Genomic DNA, 18,833 nt, shown 5'->3' with positions numbered 1-18,833 from the left:
AAGGCCAGGAGCGGCTTCGACCGAGGCCGCCCCGGCCGGCTCAGTCCTGGCGGCCGTCGTCCCTGCCTGGCTGAGGCCGCCCCGGCCGGCTCAGTCCTGGCGGCCGTCGTCCCTGCCTGGCTGAGGCCGCCCCAGCCGGCTCAGTCCTGGCGGCCGTCGTTCCTGCCCTGGCTGAGACCGCCCCAGCCGGCTCAGCTCTGGCGGCCATCGTTCCCTGCTCCGGTTGAGGCCGCTTCGGCGGGCTCAGTCCTGGCAGCCGTCGTCCCCTGCCCGGGCCGGCTCAGCTCTGGCGGCCGTCGTCTCCTGCCCTGGTTGAGGCCGCTCCGGCGGGCTCAGTTCTGCTGGTTGTCGTCCGGGCCCCGGCCGAACCGGCCGAAGAGTTTCTCGCCCGCGTTGACGGCCCCTTCGGCGACCCCCTTCACGGCGCCGATGAACGGGTCCGCGCTGCGGCTCCACGACTCCTGGTAGGCCTTGGCGGCGTTCTTGATCTCCTCGGAGATCGAGGCGCTCGAGTCGTCCGCGCGCCGCTCGTAGTCGCCGCCCAGGATCCGGGCGTACTCGCCGTCGCGGGCCCACCGGTCGAGCTCGGCGAACCGGATCACGGCGTACGGGTGCGAGCGGTTCAGCAGGTTGAGGAACTTCAGCAGACCGTCGCGGACGTCGCCGGCCGCGTCGTACTCCCGCGCCTGCTCCAGGAACGACTCGGCGTCCATCTCCGACAACCGCGCGCCGCCCGCGAGCTTCATCAGCGCCCGCTTGGCCGCCTCGACGTCCTGGCCGGCCAGCAGGCCCGCGCGGTCCGCCGACAGCTCCGACTTGCGCTGCCATTCGTTCAGGCCCATGAGGATCGCCGCGATCGCGATGTTGCCGAGCGGCAGCCACGCGATCCGGGCGCCGAGGTTGGTGAGGATCATGGCCATCGTGCGGTACACCGCGTGCCCGGACAGCACGTGCCCGACCTCGTGCCCGACGACGAACCGCAGCTCCTCGTCGTCGAGGAGGTCGATCAGGCCGGTGTTGACGACGATGAACGGATTGTCGACGCCGATCGTCATGGCGTTCGGTGCCGGATCCTGCGTGATGTACAGCTCCGGGACCTCGGGAAGGTCGAGGATGTAGGCGCTGTCCCGCATGATGTCGTACAGGTGGCGGTACTGGCTCTCGCTCGCGCGTACCGTGCCGCCGAGGAACATCAGGCGGATCGCGCGCTCGCTGAACAGTCCGGCGAGGCGCCGCAGCACCGTGTCGAAGCCGCTGAGCGACCGGAGGGCGACGAGCGCCGACCGGTCCGCGGGATGCTCATAGGCGCGGGAACTGATCCCGGGGAAACGCGTGCGAGAACGGTCGGGCGTGTTGCTCGTCATATTCGGCATGCTATGTCTGACGGGCCGATGTGGCCCGGAGTTCCCCGATCGCGATCCGGCCACAGGACCGTACCGGACGGGTTTCCCGCACGGAGCCCGCCGCACGGAGCCCGCCACACGAAGCTCCCCGCACGGGCCCCCGCGCCTGGGCTCTCCCGGCCCGGCACCTCGTCGCCGACCCGCGCGCGTACGCTCCGGACCGGCTTCGATCGGTGCGGTCTTGCGCGGCGGGCCGAGGCGGGATCTACTCCCACCATGGCGGAGTCATACGGGCCGGTACCCGCGGAGACGATGTCGCGCGACGAGCTCACCACGGTGCGCCAACGCAGGCTGCGCGACCTGGTCGACCGGCTGATCGCCGCAGACGGCCTGCAGGGCCGGCGGCTGCGGCAGGCCGGCGTCGCCGGCGGTCCGGACGTCGCGCTCGACGACCTGCACCGCCTGCCCTTCACCACCAAGCAGGACCTGTGGGACTCCTACCCGTACGGGATGCTCGCCGTGCCGATGGAGGAGGTCGCCGCCGTGCACGGCTCCAGTGGCACCGGGGGACGACCGACCCTCGTCGCGTACACGCGCCGTGACCTGGCGTTGTGGGGGGAGATGTGCGCGCGGTCGCTGGCCTGTGCGGGGGCCGCGCCCGGCAGCGTGGTCCACAACGCGTACGGGTACGGGCTGTTCACCGGCGGCATCGGCTTCCATCAGGGCGCGATCGCCCTGGGCGTCACCGTGGTCCCGGTGTCGGGCGGCATGACCGAGCGCCAGCTCCGCCTGCTCGCCGACCTGCGACCCGACATCCTGACGTGTACGCCGTCCTATGCCGTACGCCTCGGGGAGGCGGCGCGCGAGGCGGGCGTCGAGCTGAACCTCAAGGCGGGCCTGTTCGGGGCCGAGCCGTGGTCGGAGGGGCTCCGTTCGACCATCGAGGACCTGCTCGGCCTGGCGGCGCTGGACATCTACGGCCTGTCGGAGATCATCGGTCCCGGGGTGGCCACCGAGTGCCTCGAACGTTCCGGGCTGCACGTCAATGAGGATCATTTCCTCGTCGAGGCGGTGGACGCCACGGGCGCGCCGGTCCCGGACGGCACGCCGGGGGAGCTGGTGTTCAGCACGCCGAAGGAGGCGATGCCGCTGCTGCGGTACCGCACCGGCGACGTCGCCTCCCTGTCCCACGATCCCTGCCCGTGCGGGCGCACGCTCGTCCGGATGAGCAAGGTGCTCGGCCGCCGCGACGACATGCTCGTGATCCGGGGCGTGAACGTCTTCCCGCGGGAGATCGAAACCGTCGTCCTGCGGCACGCCTCCCCGCACTACCAGGTCGTCGTCGACCGCCGGCAGGCGATGGCGCGGATCCTCGTCGCCTGCGAAGGGGCCGGGCCGGGGCTGGCGGACGAGCTGTCGGCCGAGTTGGGAGTGTCGTGTGACGTGCGCGTTCTGCCGGCCGGGACCATTCCGCGCGTGGAGGTCGGTAAGGCGGTCCGCGTCGTGACCTGGGAATCGGGCGAACCGCCGCTCCCGGGGCTCGAGTAATTCGTCCGGGCCTGGCCGGTATTCGCTATGGAGAACGAACAATTAACTGTTAAAGTTCTTCATAAATAACAGATAAGTCAGGTAAGGCGAGAACATGACAAGTGGGCAGGGCGGCGGGCCCGAGTTCCAGAACTCGGGATGGGGCACCCCGTCGCAACCGTACGGCGGAGCGCCGTACTACGGCGGGCCGATGCCGGGCGGGGGCGGCACGATGCCAGGAGGCGGCCCACCGCCGGGCGGTCCCGGGCCGTGGCAGCCGTACGGACCCCCTCCCATGCCGCCCAGGAAGAGCCGCGCCGGCCTGATCATCGCGCTGTCCACCGCGGGCGCCGTCGTCGTCTTCGGGGGGCTCGCCATCCTCATCGGGCTGTCGTCGTCCGGGGACAAGCAGAAGCCCGGCGCGGCCACGGCGGCCCCCTCGGCGCCGCCCGCGTCGTCGAGCGCCGCGCCGACGGACACGCCTCGCTCCATCGAGGTCCCCGCGTCGATCGGCGACTACAAGCGCATCACGGGCAGCGTCGCCGACCGGATGATCCAGAACATGCGCAAGTCGATGGGCAACAGCACGGGCACCACCGCGGCGGTGTACGCCAAGGCCAAGATCGCCATTTACCTCAAGAAGGGCGACACCCAGCAGCCCCTCGTCTTCGTCGGCATGTCGGGCGATGACATCCCCGAACTCCGCGCGGAGCTGCAGTCCCGTTCGGCCTCCGAGGAGGTCGACTCCATGTTCCTGGGTATGGGGGTCACGGACACCAGTGACTTTCCGGCAGGACCCCTCGGTGGCGTCCTGCGCTGCGGGAAGGGGACGACGGGGACGAGCTCCGCCTGCGCCTGGGCCGACGGCTCGGTCGTGGGCATGGTGCTGACGCCTCTCAGTTCGGACACCGTCACCCTCGGGGCGACCACGCTCGCCCTGCGGAACGCCGCCGAGCACTGATCGCCGGCACGGTGGGCGCCCGCTCCGCGCGCTCGCGGAGCGAACGCGACCGAACCCGCAAGGAGGGGCGTGCTGAAAGGACCGATCCAAACGCTCACTAAGGTCGGCGCATGAGCACCACCCCGGAGCGCCGCCGTCTCGGAATCATGGGTGGCACCTTCGACCCGATCCACCACGGCCACCTGATCGCGGCGAGCGAGGTCGCCCACCTGTTCCGGCTGGACGAGGTCATCTTCGTGCCGACCGGCCAGCCCTGGATGAAGGAGGGCCGCAAGACCTCGGCCGCCGAGGACCGCTACCTGATGACGGTCATCGCGACCGCCTCGAACCCGAGATTCTCGGTCAGCCGCGTCGACATCGAACGTCCCGGGCTCACGTACACGATCGACACCCTTCGGGAGATGCGCGAAATACACGGGCCCGACGTCGAGTTGTACTTCATCACGGGGGCCGACGCGCTCGCCCAGATGTTGACGTGGCGTGACACGGATGAGCTCTTCAGGCTGGCTCATTTCATAGGCTGTACCCGGCCCGGCCACCATCTCGCCGATCCCGGCCTTCCCGAGGGCGGTGTCAGCCTGGTGGAAGTGCCCGCGCTGGCGATCTCCTCGACCGAGTGCCGAGAGCGCGTACGGGCCGGCGAACCGGTCTGGTACCTCGTCCCAGACGGAATCGTGCAGTACATAAACAAACGAGGGCTTTATCGTGACGGTTGACGGTAACGCCCCCACCAGGAGGAAAACGACCACACCGTGACCGCATCCGAGAGGGCCACCCAGCTGGTCCAGATCGCCGCCGAGGCCGCGGCCGAGAAGCTGGCTGACAACATCATCGCCTACGACGTGAGCGACCAACTGGTCATCACGGACGCGTTCGTCCTGTGCTCGGCCGCCAACGACCGCCAAGTGCGCTCCATCGTGGACGAGATCGAGAAGAGGCTGCGCGAGGACGCAGGCGCCAAGCCCATCCGCCGCGAGGGAGAGCGCGAAGGCCGCTGGGTGCTCCTCGACTACGCCGACATCATCGTGCACGTCCAGCACGAAGAGGACCGCGTCTACTACGCGCTCGAACGGCTGTGGAAGGACTGCCCCCCGGTCCCCCTGCCCGACGACATCAACGCCCACTCGGAACAGCGCGTACGGGCCGGTGACGGTCAGTGACCGAATCACGCAAGATCGTGCTGTGGCGGCACGGTCAGACCACCTGGAACGTCGAACGCCGTTTCCAAGGCTCCACCGACATCCCGCTCGACGACACCGGACGCGAACAGGCCGTCCGGGCCGCCCGCCTCCTCGCCGCGCTGCGCCCGACCGCCATCCTCGCCTCCCCGCTGCAGCGCGCCGCCCACACGGCCGAGGCGCTCAGCGCCGTCACCGGTCTGTCCGTCACCCTCGACCGCGACCTGATCGAACGCGGCGGAGGGGAGTGGGAAGGCCTCACCAACGCCGAGATCCGGGCGAAGTACCCGACCGAGCACTCCCTTTGGCAGCCTCCCGGTGGCGAGACCACCGAGCAGGTTTCCAAACGGGTCACCGCGGCCATCGACCGGGGCCTGGCCGAGATCCCCGCGGGCGGCCTGCTCGTCGTCGCCTCCCACGGCGCCGCGCTACGACTCGGCATGCTCCGCTGGCTCGGCTTCCCCGAGGAGCTCTGGAGCCGTTTCGGCGGGCTGTCCAACTGCTGCTGGTCCGTCCTCGAAGAGGGCCGCAGCGACTGGCGCCTCGTCGAGCACAACGCCGGCACCCTCCCTGAACCGGTCCTCAGCGACGACCGGGCCGACGGCGAAACCTGAGGTCATAGGACGCTCGCGCATTCGATTACAGGTCTGGTCGCGAAGTCCTATAGACTGGCGCAGCACCGAGCGGGGGGAAACTCCGATCGGGAAGCGCGGGGCTATGGCGCAGTTGGTAGCGCGCCTCCATGGCATGGAGGAGGTCTGGGGTTCGAATCCCCATAGCTCCACGAATGGCCTGGGGTCAGTGTGGTTGCGGCGGAGCCGCTCCCCGCTGGCCCTTCGTCATGCTGGCCCGGGGGGACGACCCCCCGGAGCCCCCCGATGTGGGGGGCTGCCGCCCCCCACGCCCCCCCTGTAGTGACCGTCGGCTTGTCGCTGCTGGATGTTTCCGGCTTCCGTTCGGAACCTGATGCGACCGCGCGGGTGCTGTTCGCCTTGGTCGCCGACCAGGCCCTGGGCCCCATCATCGAAGCTGGCCGCCGCGGAGCGGATCACCGCCGACTTCGGATTTATGAACGGCCGCCTAGGGGCGGTCAGTGGACGAGGCATCTGTATGCCGCGTCAGGTCGGAATGGATACTGTCGCTCGATTTCGTCCGTCAGGCGCCCAATCCTGGGGCGGTTGGCGCGATGAGTTCGCCGTTCTCGACTTGGAAGGGTTCGATCAGCAGGTCGGTGCGTATCGGGTACCAGGGCAGTGGCCATTCGGCGAGGTCGCCATCCCCTGCGAGCGCGGCGTGGTAGTTGGCGGCCATGCCGACAGCGCTTCCCCAGCAGTGCACCACGGTTTTTGTGTCGTATTCGGACGTTGTTTTGAAGATTTCCAGTACCGCGCCGATTCCGCTGCGGGGACATCCACGAACGCGAACCCGTCGAAATCTGCGCCGACCATGAGGCCGCGACCTCGTCGACTGGCAACGTGGTTACTGACGCGCGACGCCAAGCGTTCCTTGCCTACCAGAAGGTCAGCACAGGGCAGCCTGGGACGAGTGAGGCCGCCGCATGTCGGCACGGCCTGCCACCATGGCCCGCATGACGACAGCCGACCTTTTGGCCCCGTTCCAGTGGCTCAACGTGCCCGAGAGCGAGGGTGGCGGCCAACTGGACGTGATCTTCAGTGTGGCATTCTTCCGCGGGCTCGACCCGGGGGAGGTGGTGCGCCGCTTCAGTTGCGGCGAGGACTCCGGCCAAGAGTCGGACTTCGGCGAACTCAGCGAGAAGGCCGAGGAGTTCGTCAACGAGACCGCAGGCGGGGATGGCGGTGGCCACGTGGGCGTCTTCCAGGCCGGCGAGTGGTGCGTGGCCATTGAGCCCTGCGGTTGGATGGTCACACTCCACGAGGTGGTGACCAAGCTGTCGCGGGGTTGCGAGGTGCTGGCGGTTACCCGGCACGACTACGCTGCCGAGCACAGTTTCGAGTACGCGATCGATGGCACGATCGTTACCGGCTACCGGCTGCGGCACCCGTACGAGCGTTACGGCTCCGACCCTGACCGGCTCAGCGGCTTCATGCTGGAGCTGGGAATGGGCCTGGACGAACCGGAGAACGAGGCCGCGTGGGACGCCGCCTGGGAGGACAACTACGACACCGCCGTGCCAAGGGGCTTCGCCCTGGCGGCGAAGGTCACCGGGGTGCCGTTCATGCCGGACCTGCTCGGCCGCCCGATGCTGGTGGGGCCTATCCGGGTACGGTGATCACTCTCTCGGCGGCGACGGGACCAGGGCGATGGTCTGCGTTCCGTGATCTCGAAGAATTCGACCTGACGTGGATCGAGGAGCCGCTGGCCGCGGCCGACTGCGCGGGCCACGCCACGCTCGCCCGTAGTCACCGCACGCCGGTCGCGACCGGCGAGATGCTCTCGAGTTCCGACGCGCTGTACGACTTGCTGCGCCGCGACGCGGTGGGCTTCCTGCAGCCTGACGCCCCAAGGATCGGGGGAATCACGCCGTTCCTCGAGACCATGATGCGGACGCGGCATGCTCGGCGAGGACTCGCGCCCCACTTCATGATGGAACTCCACCTGCCGCTCGCGGCGGCCTTCTCGGGGCCCGTGTGGGTGGAGCACATCGAGTGGCTCCAGCCTTTGTTCCGCGACGACGTCCGCATCGTGGACGGGCACATGGTCGTGCCGAGCGGGCCGGGTATCCGCCGGTACGCGTCGGTCGCGAAGATGTTCCCGGTCGCGGCCACGATGAGATCGTGGAACCGCTGGTCGTGGTGAACGAGGTCGAGACCGGGCACGGCCTTGCCCTCCGCGAACGCGGCCGAGCGGTCGAGTTCCGCGTGCAGGCTGGGAGCCGGGTTGGCCAGCGGGTCTCCGGCGACCGCCCGAGCCGCCCACGGTTCGATCAGCAGACGGAAGTCGTACAGTGCCCGCAACCCGGCCATGTCGAGCACCGGCGCCGTGGTGTAGCCGCGTCCGGGTGCGTAGACGACGAGGTTCTCTGCTTCCAGCCGTCGCAGCGCGTCCCGGATCGGAGTGGCGGAGACCTCCATCTCCCGGGCGAGCGCGTCGATGTTGATCCGGCTGTCCGGTGCCAGGCCGCCGTACACGATCTGCGTTCTGAGGGCCTCGAGCACCTCGTTCGCCGATTTTCGAGGACTCCTCTCGGCGGCGGCCGCCGCACCTGCCATCGGTGTCCCTCCCAGTGGCGCGTCGTCTTTGTCGGTACCGCCACGCTACCGGCTGCGTTATCGAGGCGGACACGCGACGGACTCCGCCCTCGGAATCAGGTGATCGGTCGGGACCGTACGGGGGGTGTGCTGGACTGTGCGGCATGGAGTATTCGCGATTCCTCGACTGTCTCGAGGCCGACTTCGCCCGGCTGCGGGCCGTCGTGTCGGGTGACCTGTCCGCGGCGGTGCCGAGCTGCCCCGGTTGGACCGTCGCCGACCTGACTCGCCACGTCGGCCGGGTGTATCTGCACAAGACCCTCGCGATGCGGGAGGGCGCCGAGCCGGACGTCTGGCCGCCGAAGGAGCTCGAGGACGAGGAACCGCTCGCGCTGCTCGACCAGGCGTACGCCGGCCTGCGTCAGGAGTTCGCCGCCCGCAGGCCGGAGGACCCGGCCGGCACCTGGTACACCCCCGACCAGACCGTCGGCTTCTGGATCCGGCGGATGGCGCAGGAGACGGTCATTCACCGCATCGACGCCGAGCTCGGCGCCGGGCTGCCGGTCGCGCCGATCCCGGACGACCTCGCCGTCGACGGCATCGACGAGCTGCTCAAGGTCTTCGTGGCGTTCAGCGTCGCCGAGTGGGGCGACTACTTCACCGACATCCTGGCGGACTCGCCGGGCCGGACGTACGTGGTGCGGACCGACGGTGCGGCGTGGCGGGCGCGGACCGGTCCGGGTCTGTTCGCCGTCGAGGACGGTGCCGGTGACGGCGCGGCGGACGTGACCGTGAGCGGTCCGCAGGCGGCCGTGCTGCGCCGGTTGTGGAACCGGGAGAGCGCCGGTGAGCCGAGTGAGGTCACGGTCGAGGGCGCCCCGGAGGCGGTCGAGGAGCTGCGGCGCTGCCTCGTCACAGCGACGCAGTGAGGCGGGTGCCCGTTCGTCTATCCGCCCTAAACGCGCTGCGCGCAGCGGCCGAAAGCGCCGACCTTACTACGTCAAGGCCACGGGCCGGGTCGGCGATGAACTCCGACCGTGCAAGCGCTGGGTGTCCGCCATCTTGTCCGGAGCCGGGTGAGGTACTCCCGGTGAGGTAGCCGGAGGCCCGGCTGCCTACCCTGCGGGGCGCAGCGATGGTTCGTCTCGGCGTGCGACGACGCACGCCGGAGTACGCGGAGAGCCTTTCCAGAGCAGACGAACTCGAGGAGAGGCGCGATGAGAGACGAACCGGCGGCCCGGGCGGTGGCCGCGACGAAGGTGTACGGGGCCGGTGACGCGGCGGTGCGGGCGCTCGACGACGTCACCGTGGCGTTCCCCGGCGGGCGGTTCACCGCGATCATGGGGCCGTCGGGCGCGGGCAAGTCCACGTTGATGCACTGCGTCGCCGGCCTGGACAGCGTGACGTCCGGTCAGGTCTTCATCGGCGAGGTCGAACTCGGCGAGCTGACGGACCGGCAGCTCACGTGCCTGCGGCGCGAGCGCGTGGGGTTCGTCTTCCAGTCGTTCAACCTGGTCCCGGCCCTGAACGCCTGGGAGAACATCACCCTCCCCATGACCCTCGCGGGGGCGCGGCCGAACCGGGACTGGCTCGACACCGTGATCGACACGGTCGGCATCGGCGACCGGCTCTCGCACCGGCCGGCCGAACTGTCCGGCGGACAGCAGCAGCGGGTCGCGGTGGCCCGGGCGCTCGTGGGCCGCCCACAGATCATCTTCGCCGACGAGCCGACCGGGAACCTGGACTCGCGGACGGGCGCGGAGATCCTCGCGTTCCTCCGCGAGGCCGTCACCGAGCTGGAGCAGACGATCGTGATGGTCACGCACGACCCGGCCGCCGCCGCGTACGCCGACACGGCCGTCTTCCTCGCCGACGGCCGTGTCGCCGGCCGGATCGAGGCGCCCACCGCCAGGACCGTGCTCGATCGCATGAGCGTCCTGGCCGACGGCGGCACCGTACGGGGGCGGCGATGACGCGCATCGCGCTGAAGGCGCTGTGGGCGCGCAAGCGTCGACTCGCCGGTTCGTTCGTCGCCGTCTTCCTGGGCGTGTCCTTCCTGACGGGGACGCTCGTGCTGGGCGACACCCTGGACCGCTCGATCGGCCGGTTCTTCGCGCAGGCGTACGCGGGCACGGACGTGTCGGTGCGCAACGCCACCAGCGTCAGCGACAGTCCCGGGGCGATACGGGGACCGATCGACGCCTCCGTCGCCGACCGGGTGCGGGGCGTGCCGGGCGTGGCCGTCACCGAACCGGTGATCCAGGGCATCGGCCAGCTCCTGGGCAGGGACGGTCGGCCGGTCGAGGTGCTGGGGCCGCGGACGGCCGGGAACTGGCTCACCGACCCACGGCTCAACCCGTACCACCTCGTCCAGGGACGCGCGCCGTACGCCCTGGACGAGGTCGTGGTGAACCGGGCCGTCGCCCGCCAGGGGCGGCTGCGCGTCGGCGACGTGACCGCCGTCCTCACGCCGCGGCGGGTACCGGTGCGGATCGTCGGGCTGGCGAAGTTCGGCGACCAGGACGGGTTCGGCGGGACGTCGTTCACCGCCTTCACGCTGGAGGGCGCCCGCCGCTACGTGGCGGGGGCGCCGGATCGCGTCACCGGTGTGTCGATCCGCGCGACGGCGGGCGTGTCGCAGGCAACGCTGGCCGAGCGCGTACGCCGCGTGCTGCCGCCCGGAACCGAGGCGGTCACCGGCAAGGCGCTCGGCGACGAGGGCATGTCGGCGGTCACGAAGGGGTTTTTGACGATGTTCCGGGCGTTCCTGCTCGTCTTCGCCGGGGTCGCGTTGCTGGTCGGCTCGCTCAGCATCCACAACACCTTCTCGATCACCGTCGCGCAGCGGGTCCGGGAGTCGGCGCTGCTGCGGGCGCTGGGCGCGTCGCGGCGGCAGGTGCTCGGCTCGGTCGTCCTCGAGGCGCTGGCCGTCGGGCTGGCAGCCTCGCTGGCCGGGGTCGCGGGCGGTCTCGGCTTCGCCACGCTGCTGGGCGGCGTGTTCGCCGCAATGGGCGCGGCCCTGCCCGTCGGCGGGCTCGTGCTCACGCCGGTGACGGTCGCCGTCGCCGTGCCCGTCGGCCTGCTCGTCACGCTGCTGGCCGGCCTGGTCCCGGCGGTCCACGCCGCGCGGACGCCGCCGCTGGCCGCGCTCCGCGAGACGGCGGCCGAGCCGTACGGCGTTGCCCGGGTCCGGGCCGTCGCCGGCGGGGCCCTCCTGGCGATCTGCGCCGTCCTCGTCGTCGGCTCGGTGGTCGGCGGCGACTCGATGCCGGTCGCCGGCGTCGCGGCGGTGGCCGGCGTCGTCGGCATGGTGGTGTTCGGGCCGGTCGCGGCCCGGTACGCCGCCGCGCTGCTCGGCGCGCCGTTGCGTCGCCTCACCGGCACGCTCGCCCGCCGGAACGCCGTGCGCGCCCCGCGGCGCACCGCCGGGGCGGCGACCGCGCTCATGGTCGGGGTCGGGGTGGTCACGCTGGTGACCGTGCTGGCCGCCTCATCCGAGGCGTCCGTGCGGAGCACCGTCGCCCGGTCGTTCGGCGGCGACCTCGTGATCTCCGCTGCCGGCACCTCCGGCACCGCCGGGTTCGGCCCGCGGCTGGCCGAGGACGTCGCGCGTCTTCCCCAGACGTCGGCCGCCGCCGGGATGGGCGTCGGCGACCTCCGGATCGGAGGCAGGTCCGTACCGGTGCGATACGCCGATCCGGCGGCGCTCGGCCGGGTGATCGACCTCGGCCCCGCCGCGCGGATCGGGCCGGGCCGGTTCGCGGTGGCCGAGGACGTCGCGGCGAAACGGGGCTGGCACACCGGGACGCCGGTGAACGTCCGGTTCTCCGATGGAACGTCCCGGACGCTCATCGTGGGCGGGGTCTACCCCTCCGGCGGTCCCGTCGGCGGCTACCTGATCCCGCGCGCGGAGTGGACGCCCCACGACCGGCAGTCCCAGGACGCGACCGTGCTCATCACGCTGCGGGCCGATACGGACCTGTCTGCGGCGAAGCGCGCCGTCACGGACGCCGCGCGGCCGTACGGCGCACCGTCGGTACGGGACCGCGCGGAGTACCTCGACGCGCAGGCGTCCGGGGTGCGGAGCCTGCTGACGCTGGTGTACGTCCTGCTGGCGCTGGCGATCGTCATCGCCCTCCTCGGCATCGCCAACACCCTCTCGCTGTCGGTGCACGAGCGCACCCGCGAGCTGGGACTGCTGCGCGCGGTCGGCATGACCCGCGCGCAACTGCGCTCGATGGTCCGCTGGGAGTCGCTCATCGTCGCGGTCTTCGGCACGGCGGGCGGGCTTGGGCTGGGGCTGCTGCTCGGCTGGGCCGTGGGCCGGGCGGCGAGCGACGGCGCCTTCGCCGCGCCGCCGGCGCAACTGGCGATCATCGCGGTCGTCGGCGCGCTCGCCGGGGTGGTCGCGGCCGTACGCCCGGCTCGGCGAGCGGCACGGCTCGACATCCTCGACGCGATCGCGACGACCTGACGCGACCGGCCGTGTGCCACTGCGGCCGGTTGCCGTTCGGGCGTGTGCCACCGCGCGGCCGGACGGCGCAGGGCCGGAGCCGTCGGTATTCGGCGGTGCTGTTCCCCGGCGTTGGGCATCGCGGAATTGCCGGTATTTCCTCGGCGCGTGCTGGAATTCACCTGAGGTCTGACACGTTCTCACGGACATTGACGCGTTGAGGAGGGCTTTGTGGCCGAACAGAGTGAGCTTTACACGCTGGCCGAGGAGATTCCCGAGTTGGACCGGCCGGTGCTCGTGTACCACCTGGACGGTTTCATGGACGCCGGGCGTGCCGGGCGGCTGGCCACCGAGCACCTGAGGACGCTCGGCGCGCAGCGGATCGCGACGTTCGATGCCGACTCGCTGATCGACTACCGGTCCCGGCGACCGCCGATGATCTTCGACACGGATCGCTGGGTCGACTACGAGACTCCCGAGCTGGCCGTGTACGCGTGTGAGGACGCCGTCGGAGTGCCGTTCCTGGTGCTGGCCGGACCGGAGCCGGACCGGGCGTGGGAGCGGTTCGCCGCAGCGGTGATCTCGCTCGGCGAGCGGCTCGACGTCCAGTTGGCGATCGGCGTGCACGGCATCCCCATGGCCGTGCCGCACACGCGGGAGACCGGCCTGACGCCGCACGGCAACCGGCCCGACCTGCTGGGGGAGCACCCGGCGTGGATCAACCGGGCCGAGGTGCCCGGCAGCGCGTCCGCGCTGATCGAGTACCGCATGGCGGAGGCCGGGCGTGACGCGATCGGGTTCGCGGCGCACGTGCCGCACTACCTCGCCCAGGCGGCGTACCCGACGGCCGCGCTCGCGCTGCTGAAGGGCATCAACTCCGCCACCGGGCTGATGTTCCCCACCGCGGACCTCGACGAGGCCGCGGCGGAGGCGCGTAAGCAGATCGACGGCGAGGTCGCCGCCTCCGAGGACGTCGCGGAGGCGGTGCGCAACCTCGAGGTGCAGTACGACGAGATCATGGATGCGGGCCGGAACAGCCTGCCGCTGGCCGGATCACCGGCGCGGATGCCGGACGGCGAGGAGATCGCCGCGGAGTTCGAGCGGTTCCTCGCCGAACAGAACGACCAGTAGGCCGGCGGATCCGGCGCAGTGTCCTTCGGGGGCCGCTGCGCCGGATCGTCGATTCAGGGGGTACGGGCGGGGTCGGCCACGGCCGGCGTGCCGCCCTCTTTGTGCGCGCGGCGAGCGTCCTCGATGAACTCCCGCGAGAACATGGCGGAGAGCACCGCCACGCCGGCGCGGTTCACGCGGATCTCGCCGTGCCGGATCCGCCCGCTGAGGTGAATGCGGCGGCCCGGCGTCTCGACGGCCGCCCCCTCCGCGTCCTTGACCTTGCCGCGGCCGAGCCACTCCAGGTCCCAGTGGTCGATGACGGCGTCGTCGGGGACGAGCAGCTTGACCATCGCGTGGTCGAGGTCGACGCGCACCTCGATGTCGCCGTCCGGGATGCGGGGCGAGCGCAGGTCCAGGACGACGCTGCCGCGGCGGGCGCGGACCTCGAAGTCGCGGCTGGTCGTCCAGTGGCCCAGGTGCTTGACGGAGTCGTAGTGGGCGTGGACGCGGACGGTGTCGGTGCTGGTGGCGTTCATCGCGGTTTTTCCTCCTCGGAAATCGGGCAACGCCGGGTTGCTGTGCTCTCCGTATAAGAGCCTCTCGATATGAGAGATAATACGGCATGTGGAGGCCCTGTCAACAGGTGCCCCAGCCGGGAGGTCGTCCGGTCAGGCCCTTACCACGGATGGGGCCGAATACGGAAGAGGCCGTGCATACCCGGCCCGATCCGGGGAACCATCCGGCCACCTGGAGCCCCGAGTGAAAAGGAAGCCCTGGACATGCACGTCACTGGGATCATCACCGCCATCATCATCGGCCTGATCATCGGTGCGCTCGGCCGGCTGGTCGTCCCCGGCCGTCAGCACATTCCGATCTGGCTCACGATCGTCATCGGCGTCGTCGCGGCGCTGATCGGCACCGCCATCGCGGGCGGTCTCGGCGTCGCCGACACCAAGGGCGTCGACTGGATCGAGCTGATCATCCAGATCGGCCTGGCCGCCGTCGGCGTGGCTCTCGCCGCGGGCATGTACGGCCGCCGAGGGGTGCGCTGACCACCGTTCTCCCCGCCGCGGGCCGGCCCGACGTCATGTCGGCCGGCCCGCGGCGTCCCTGCGCGGCGTCCCTGCGCGGCGTCCCTGCGCGGCGTCCCTGCGCGGCGTCCCTGCGCGGCGTCCCTGCGCGGCGTCTCTGCGCGGCGTCTCTGCGCGGCGTCTCTGCGCGGCGTCCCTGCGCGGCGTCCCTGCGCGGCGTCCCTGCGCGGCGTCCCTGCGCGGCGTCTCTGCGCGGCGTCCCTGCGCGGCGTCTCTGCGCGGCGTCCTGGAGGGTCTAAGCGTCGGGTCCTGCGGCGTCTACGTGGCCGGTCCCGCGATACGGCCGCGGAGCAGGTCGACGAGCGTCGCGTGTACGTCGGTGAGAGGGCGCGCGGGCTGCAGCGTGCGCCAGTCGAGCGCGACCGTCAGCACCATGCCGAAGACCGCCGACGCCGCCATGCCGACGTCCAGGTCGGCGCGGAGATCCCCGTGGGCGACGGCGGCGCGCAGCACGTCGGCGATCACCCCGACCGCGCGCTCCCGGATCAGCCGCGCCGTCGCCTGCCAGTCGCCGCCCGCCCGCCAGGTCTCGGCCAGCAGCAGCCGGGCGAACGCCTCGTACTCCCCGATGAAGGCGAGTTCCGCGCCGACCACGGCGTCGAGCGCCTCCAGCGGAGGACGGCCCTCGGCGGCGGCGCGCAGCGTCTCGGCGAGCCGGTCGATGCCGTACTCCAGCAGTTCGCCGAAGAGCGCGGCCTTGCCGGCGAAGTTGTAGTAGACGGTCCCCTTGGCGACTCCGGCCCGCTCGGCGATCTGGTCGACGGTCGTGGCGGAGTAGCCGTGCTCGGCGATCAGCTCGACGGCGGCGTCGTACAGGCGTTGCCGCGTGCGTTCCCGTCGGGTGGGCATGGTCTCCCTACAGCTTGAGCACGGGGTGCAGGCGCTTGAGCGTCCACACGCGTTCGTGGCGAACGGTGAGCATGGTCAGTGCCAGGCCGCCCACGAGGTAGGCCAGCAGCACCGCACAACACTCCCATACGGAGGTCAGCGGCCCGCCGCTGATCAGATGACGGAGCGCGGTGACCACCCAGCCCATGGGCAGGATGGGGTGCAGGACCTGGAAGAACCTCGGGCTGGTCTGGATCGGGTACGTCCCGGCCGACGAGGTCAGCTGGAGCATCAGCAGCACCAACGCGATCACCCGTCCGACCGGCCCGAACTTGCCGTACACGAGCTGCACCACGGCCATGAACGAGGCGGCGGTGAGGACCAGCAGGCCGATCATCCCGGCCCAGCGCACGGCCGTCAGCCCGAGGGCGAACTTCAGCACGAGCAGCAGCACCGCGACCTGGGCCACGCCGACCAGGACCGCCGGGAACCAGCCGGCGAACGCCACCCGCCACGTCGGCGCCGCCGCTGCCAGCGCCCGGGGGTTCAGCGGACGCAGGACCATGTAGACGAACATCGCGCCGACCCACAGGGCGAGGGGCACGAAGAACGGCGCGAACCCGGTGCCGTAGTCGGGGGCGGGGTTGGACTTCGCCGTCGCCAGGCGTACGGGGTCGCTCATCACACCGGAGCGCTGGTTCCGCTGGTCCTTGGTGTAGTCGGGGACCTGCCCGGCCCCCTGGTTCAGGCCCTTGGCCAGCCGGTGGGCGCCGCTGGACGCCTGGCTCAGCCCGGACTCCAGCTGCTGGGCGCCGGTGTAGAGCCGGCCGAGCCCCGAGTCCAGCTGCGCCGCTCCGGACTGCAGCCTCCCGAGGCCCTGCGACAGCGTGACCTCTCCGGCGTAGGCGGTGCCGATGCCCTGGTGCAGGGTGACCAGGCCGGCGGCGACCTGGTGCGCGCCACTGTTCAGGCGGTGGACGTCGTGCCGTGCCTGCTCGACCTTGCCGGCCAGGTGCGGTGCGTCCGCGGCGAGATTGCGGGCGTCGGCGGCCAGCCGCCGGGCCTGGGCGGCGACCCGGCGCAGCTCCCCGGTGTGCGCCCGTACCTGGGCGTTGACCTCCTTGGCGGTGGTGAGCACCGTCGTGGCCGCCGAGCAGGCGGGCGCCGCCTCCGGATGCGTCTCGGCGAGCGCGCAGATCGTCTTGCGGGCGGACGCGGCCTGGCGTACGGCCTGCGCGGTCTGGTTCGGAAGGGCGTCGAGGGCGGTGGCCGCGGCGTCCGCGCCTTGGGCCACGAGCAGAGCGGCGTTCCTGATGTCGCCGGGGTGCTCCCGCAACACGGGCAGGAGCTTGTCCGTGACCTGGTCGAACGTCGTGGTGAGCCGCTGGGTCCCGGCGGCCACCTGCGCGCTGCCCGACTGCAGCTTCGCCGCGCCTGCGTCCAGCTTGGCGAGGCCGGCCACCAGCTGGTCGGCGCCGCTCTTGGCGGTGGCGAGCCCAATCGTGAGCCGGCCGGTGCCGTCCTTGGCCGTCCCGATGCCCTTCCGCAGCTGCGCGGCGCCGCTCTCGGCCTTGTCGATGCCCTGGGCCAGTTTGTCGGCGCCCTCCGCGGCCTGCTGGAGCTTGTCGTGCAACTGCCCGAACGAGACGAAGATCTGGTCGAAGTATCCGTGGACGGTGCTGGACCCGGCGGCCGCCTTGATCTCGTTGAAGGCGGCGTTCGCGATCGTGCTGGCGATGTAGCTGTTGGCGTCGTTGAGGTGGACCTGCAGGGCGGCGGGCTGCGGCGCGTTCCGCTGGTCCTGCGGGGAGGCGATGCCCGAACTGAAGCCGGCCGGGATCGTGAGCGACATGTAGTAGCGGCCGTTCGCGACGCCGTCGGCGGCCGTACGGTCGTCGACCTCATGCCAGTCGAAGACCTTGCGCCGCTCGAGCTCGTGGGCCAGCTCCTGCCCGGCGTTCACCGTCCTGCCGCCGACGGTCGCGGGCCTGTCGTCCACCACCAGGGCGACGGGAAGCCGCGAGATCTTGCCGTACGGGTCCCAGAACGACCACAGGTACAGCCCGGCGTACAGCAGGGGCAGCATCACCAGCGCGACGACCGCGAGCCGCGTGAGCTTGGCCCGGGCGAAGCGTCGCAGTTCCAGCCCGGACAGGGACACGGAGGGGAACCTCACAGCACGACCTCCAGGTCGGCGAGGTCGGAGGCGGGGGCGGCGTCGACACAGCTCGCGACGATGGTCACGCCCGCCCGCGCCGTGAGGGCGCGCAGGGACTCCCACATTTCGCGCTGATGGTCGCCGCGCATCCCGCGGTCGATGTCGTCGAGGACGAGGAGCCGCGGCCGGTCCATGAGGGCCAGCGCCGCGCCGAGCAGATGCCGGTCGCGCGGGCCGAGATCCCCGGTCGGCGTGCCGGGATCGATCGCGAGTCCCACTGGGGCGAGCGCGGCGGCGACCTGCTCGTCCCGCCTGGTCAGTCGGCGGGGGAGGAGCCCCGCGTGCAGGTGCCTGCGCTCGAAGACGTGCTCGGCGACGGTGAGCGCGTCGTCGAGGTCGTTGACGCCTCCGGTCTCGCCGAGCGCCGCGACGCGCTGGATCGCGGTCGGCGTCGCCTTCCCGGCGACCGCGACCTCCCCGGAGGTGGGACGCATCCGGCCCGCCAGGGTGAGCAGCAGGCAGGTGCGGCCGGTGCCGGCCTCGCCGGAGACCACCGCGAGCCCGCCGTCGGTCAGGGCCAGGTCGACGTCGCGGTACACCCAGCCCCGGGGACCCTTCAGCGACAGCCCGCGAGCGGTCAGGAGAGGCGCGGGGGATCGTTGCCCGGCGGACTCCGGTGGGCCTGAATCCAGCGGCTCCGTCGCGGTCTCTTCGGGGTGAGCGTTGCCTGTCACGGTCGTCCCTGGTCGTTTTTGCACTGACTGGTCAGTTCAAAAATACTCCGGACCGACGGAAGCCCAAGCGAGATCGGTGGTGATGTGACTCACCCGTGGGACGTCGTCCGCCCTCCGAGCCAGGACGCGAACCGGTGCCCCGGCCGCCGATGCCGCGGCCAGCGCGTGTTCGCGGCCGTCGGCGCGCGAGGTGACCGTGTGCTCGTGCCGGGAAAATGAGTCGACCACCGGGGATGGGACACCTGCCGTCTGCGTGCATGGCTCCGACGATCACGAT

General features: G+C 71.3%; 17 protein-coding genes, 1 tRNA gene and 2 pseudogenes. 13 read left to right on the top strand and 7 right to left on the bottom strand.

Annotation, left to right across the window (positions count from 1 at the left end):
• Nucleotides 1-332: 332 nt before the first annotated feature.
• A complete protein-coding gene (locus tag ACQP2O_RS40495; protein WP_433174492.1) occupies nucleotides 333-1,364 on the bottom strand; it encodes a M48 family metallopeptidase in 1,032 nt (343 codons plus the stop codon).
• 255 nt (nucleotides 1,365-1,619) lie between these two features.
• Here ACQP2O_RS40495 and ACQP2O_RS40490 point away from each other — a divergent pair, with 255 nt between their 5' ends.
• The 6 genes from ACQP2O_RS40490 (at nucleotide 1,620) to ACQP2O_RS40465 (ending at nucleotide 5,793) form a co-directional block, all read left to right on the top strand.
• Nucleotides 1,620-2,891 (top strand): phenylacetate--CoA ligase family protein, encoded by a 1,272-nt coding sequence (locus tag ACQP2O_RS40490; RefSeq protein ID WP_433174491.1) that lies wholly within the window; start codon nucleotides 1,620-1,622, stop codon nucleotides 2,889-2,891.
• A 94-nt stretch (nucleotides 2,892-2,985) separates the two neighbouring features.
• Nucleotides 2,986-3,831 (top strand): hypothetical protein, encoded by an 846-nt coding sequence (locus tag ACQP2O_RS40485; RefSeq protein ID WP_433174490.1) that lies wholly within the window; start codon nucleotides 2,986-2,988, stop codon nucleotides 3,829-3,831.
• 110 nt (nucleotides 3,832-3,941) lie between these two features.
• Nucleotides 3,942-4,547, top strand: a complete 606-nt coding sequence (gene nadD / locus ACQP2O_RS40480; RefSeq protein ID WP_433174489.1) for a nicotinate-nucleotide adenylyltransferase — start codon at nucleotides 3,942-3,944, stop codon at nucleotides 4,545-4,547.
• Nucleotides 4,548-4,583: 36 nt separating this feature from the next.
• Entirely contained in the window at nucleotides 4,584-4,991 is a 408-nt protein-coding gene (rsfS, locus tag ACQP2O_RS40475; protein ID WP_360883192.1) for a ribosome silencing factor, read from the top strand.
• Complete coding sequence (locus ACQP2O_RS40470) at nucleotides 4,988-5,623, top strand: histidine phosphatase family protein (protein WP_433174487.1); 636 nt, start codon at nucleotides 4,988-4,990, stop codon at nucleotides 5,621-5,623. The genes rsfS and ACQP2O_RS40470 overlap by 4 nt, the downstream gene beginning before the upstream one ends.
• A gap of 97 nt (nucleotides 5,624-5,720) precedes the next feature.
• Nucleotides 5,721-5,793 (top strand) — tRNA-Ala (locus ACQP2O_RS40465).
• A 371-nt stretch (nucleotides 5,794-6,164) separates the two neighbouring features.
• Here the strand turns inward: ACQP2O_RS40465 and ACQP2O_RS40460 are convergent.
• Nucleotides 6,165-6,404 (bottom strand): enolase C-terminal domain-like protein, encoded by a 240-nt coding sequence (locus tag ACQP2O_RS40460; protein WP_433191311.1) that lies wholly within the window; start codon nucleotides 6,402-6,404, stop codon nucleotides 6,165-6,167.
• A gap of 193 nt (nucleotides 6,405-6,597) precedes the next feature.
• On the opposite strand from ACQP2O_RS40460, the gene ACQP2O_RS40455 reads away from it, so the two are divergent.
• Nucleotides 6,598-7,260: a DUF6461 domain-containing protein gene (locus tag ACQP2O_RS40455; RefSeq protein ID WP_433174486.1), complete on the top strand. Its 663-nt coding sequence runs from the start codon at nucleotides 6,598-6,600 to the stop codon at nucleotides 7,258-7,260.
• Nucleotides 7,257-7,652 (top strand): annotated as a pseudogene (locus tag ACQP2O_RS40450) (enolase C-terminal domain-like protein); the annotation flags it as partial. The gene ACQP2O_RS40455 and the pseudogene ACQP2O_RS40450, both read left to right, overlap by 4 nt.
• Here the strand turns inward: ACQP2O_RS40450 and ACQP2O_RS40445 are convergent.
• Nucleotides 7,628-8,200, bottom strand: a pseudogene (locus tag ACQP2O_RS40445) (GntR family transcriptional regulator); the annotation flags it as partial. The pseudogenes ACQP2O_RS40450 and ACQP2O_RS40445 sit on opposite strands and share 25 nt — an antisense overlap.
• 143 nt (nucleotides 8,201-8,343) lie before the next feature.
• Between ACQP2O_RS40445 and ACQP2O_RS40440 the strand changes: the two are divergent.
• The 4 genes from ACQP2O_RS40440 (at nucleotide 8,344) to ACQP2O_RS40425 (ending at nucleotide 13,763) form a co-directional block, all read left to right on the top strand.
• Nucleotides 8,344-9,108: a maleylpyruvate isomerase family mycothiol-dependent enzyme gene (locus ACQP2O_RS40440; protein ID WP_433174485.1), complete on the top strand. Its 765-nt coding sequence runs from the start codon at nucleotides 8,344-8,346 to the stop codon at nucleotides 9,106-9,108.
• A gap of 288 nt (nucleotides 9,109-9,396) precedes the next feature.
• Nucleotides 9,397-10,152, top strand: a complete 756-nt coding sequence (locus ACQP2O_RS40435) for an ABC transporter ATP-binding protein (protein ID WP_433174484.1) — start codon at nucleotides 9,397-9,399, stop codon at nucleotides 10,150-10,152.
• Nucleotides 10,149-12,653, top strand: a complete 2,505-nt coding sequence (locus tag ACQP2O_RS40430; RefSeq protein ID WP_433174483.1) for an ABC transporter permease — start codon at nucleotides 10,149-10,151, stop codon at nucleotides 12,651-12,653. Before ACQP2O_RS40435 ends, ACQP2O_RS40430 begins: the two co-directional genes overlap by 4 nt.
• A 210-nt stretch (nucleotides 12,654-12,863) precedes the next feature.
• Nucleotides 12,864-13,763, top strand: a complete 900-nt coding sequence (locus ACQP2O_RS40425) for a proteasome assembly chaperone family protein (protein ID WP_433174482.1) — start codon at nucleotides 12,864-12,866, stop codon at nucleotides 13,761-13,763.
• Between the two features lie 53 nt (nucleotides 13,764-13,816).
• Here ACQP2O_RS40425 and ACQP2O_RS40420 read toward each other — a convergent pair whose 3' ends face one another.
• A complete protein-coding gene (locus tag ACQP2O_RS40420) occupies nucleotides 13,817-14,281 on the bottom strand; it encodes a hypothetical protein (RefSeq protein ID WP_433174481.1) in 465 nt (154 codons plus the stop codon).
• Nucleotides 14,282-14,524: 243 nt separating this feature from the next.
• Here ACQP2O_RS40420 and ACQP2O_RS40415 point away from each other — a divergent pair, with 243 nt between their 5' ends.
• Nucleotides 14,525-14,797, top strand: coding sequence for a GlsB/YeaQ/YmgE family stress response membrane protein (locus ACQP2O_RS40415; protein WP_433174480.1), 273 nt, complete (start codon nucleotides 14,525-14,527; stop codon nucleotides 14,795-14,797).
• Nucleotides 14,798-15,094: 297 nt separating this feature from the next.
• On the opposite strand, the gene ACQP2O_RS40410 is transcribed toward ACQP2O_RS40415, so the two are convergent.
• The 3 genes from ACQP2O_RS40410 to ACQP2O_RS40400 are packed head-to-tail and all read right to left on the bottom strand — an operon-like array spanning nucleotide 15,095 to nucleotide 18,556.
• Nucleotides 15,095-15,685, bottom strand: coding sequence for a TetR/AcrR family transcriptional regulator (locus tag ACQP2O_RS40410; protein ID WP_433174479.1), 591 nt, complete (start codon nucleotides 15,683-15,685; stop codon nucleotides 15,095-15,097).
• Between the two features lie 7 nt (nucleotides 15,686-15,692).
• Entirely contained in the window at nucleotides 15,693-17,840 is a 2,148-nt protein-coding gene (locus ACQP2O_RS40405) for a YhgE/Pip family protein (protein ID WP_433174478.1), read from the bottom strand.
• The gene (locus ACQP2O_RS40400; protein WP_433174477.1) at nucleotides 17,837-18,556 is read right to left on the bottom strand and encodes an ATP-binding cassette domain-containing protein; all 720 of its coding nucleotides are present in this window, start codon (nucleotides 18,554-18,556) and stop codon (nucleotides 17,837-17,839) included. The genes ACQP2O_RS40405 and ACQP2O_RS40400 overlap by 4 nt, the downstream gene beginning before the upstream one ends.
• Between the last annotated feature and the right edge of the window lie 277 nt (nucleotides 18,557-18,833).

It is taken from the genome of Actinoallomurus sp. CA-150999 (genome assembly GCF_050942425.1).
GTDB lineage: Bacteria > Actinomycetota > Actinomycetes > Streptosporangiales > Streptosporangiaceae > Actinoallomurus.
The sequence above is the reverse complement of the archived record's forward strand: the minus strand, read 5'-3'. Positions and strand labels throughout refer to the sequence as shown.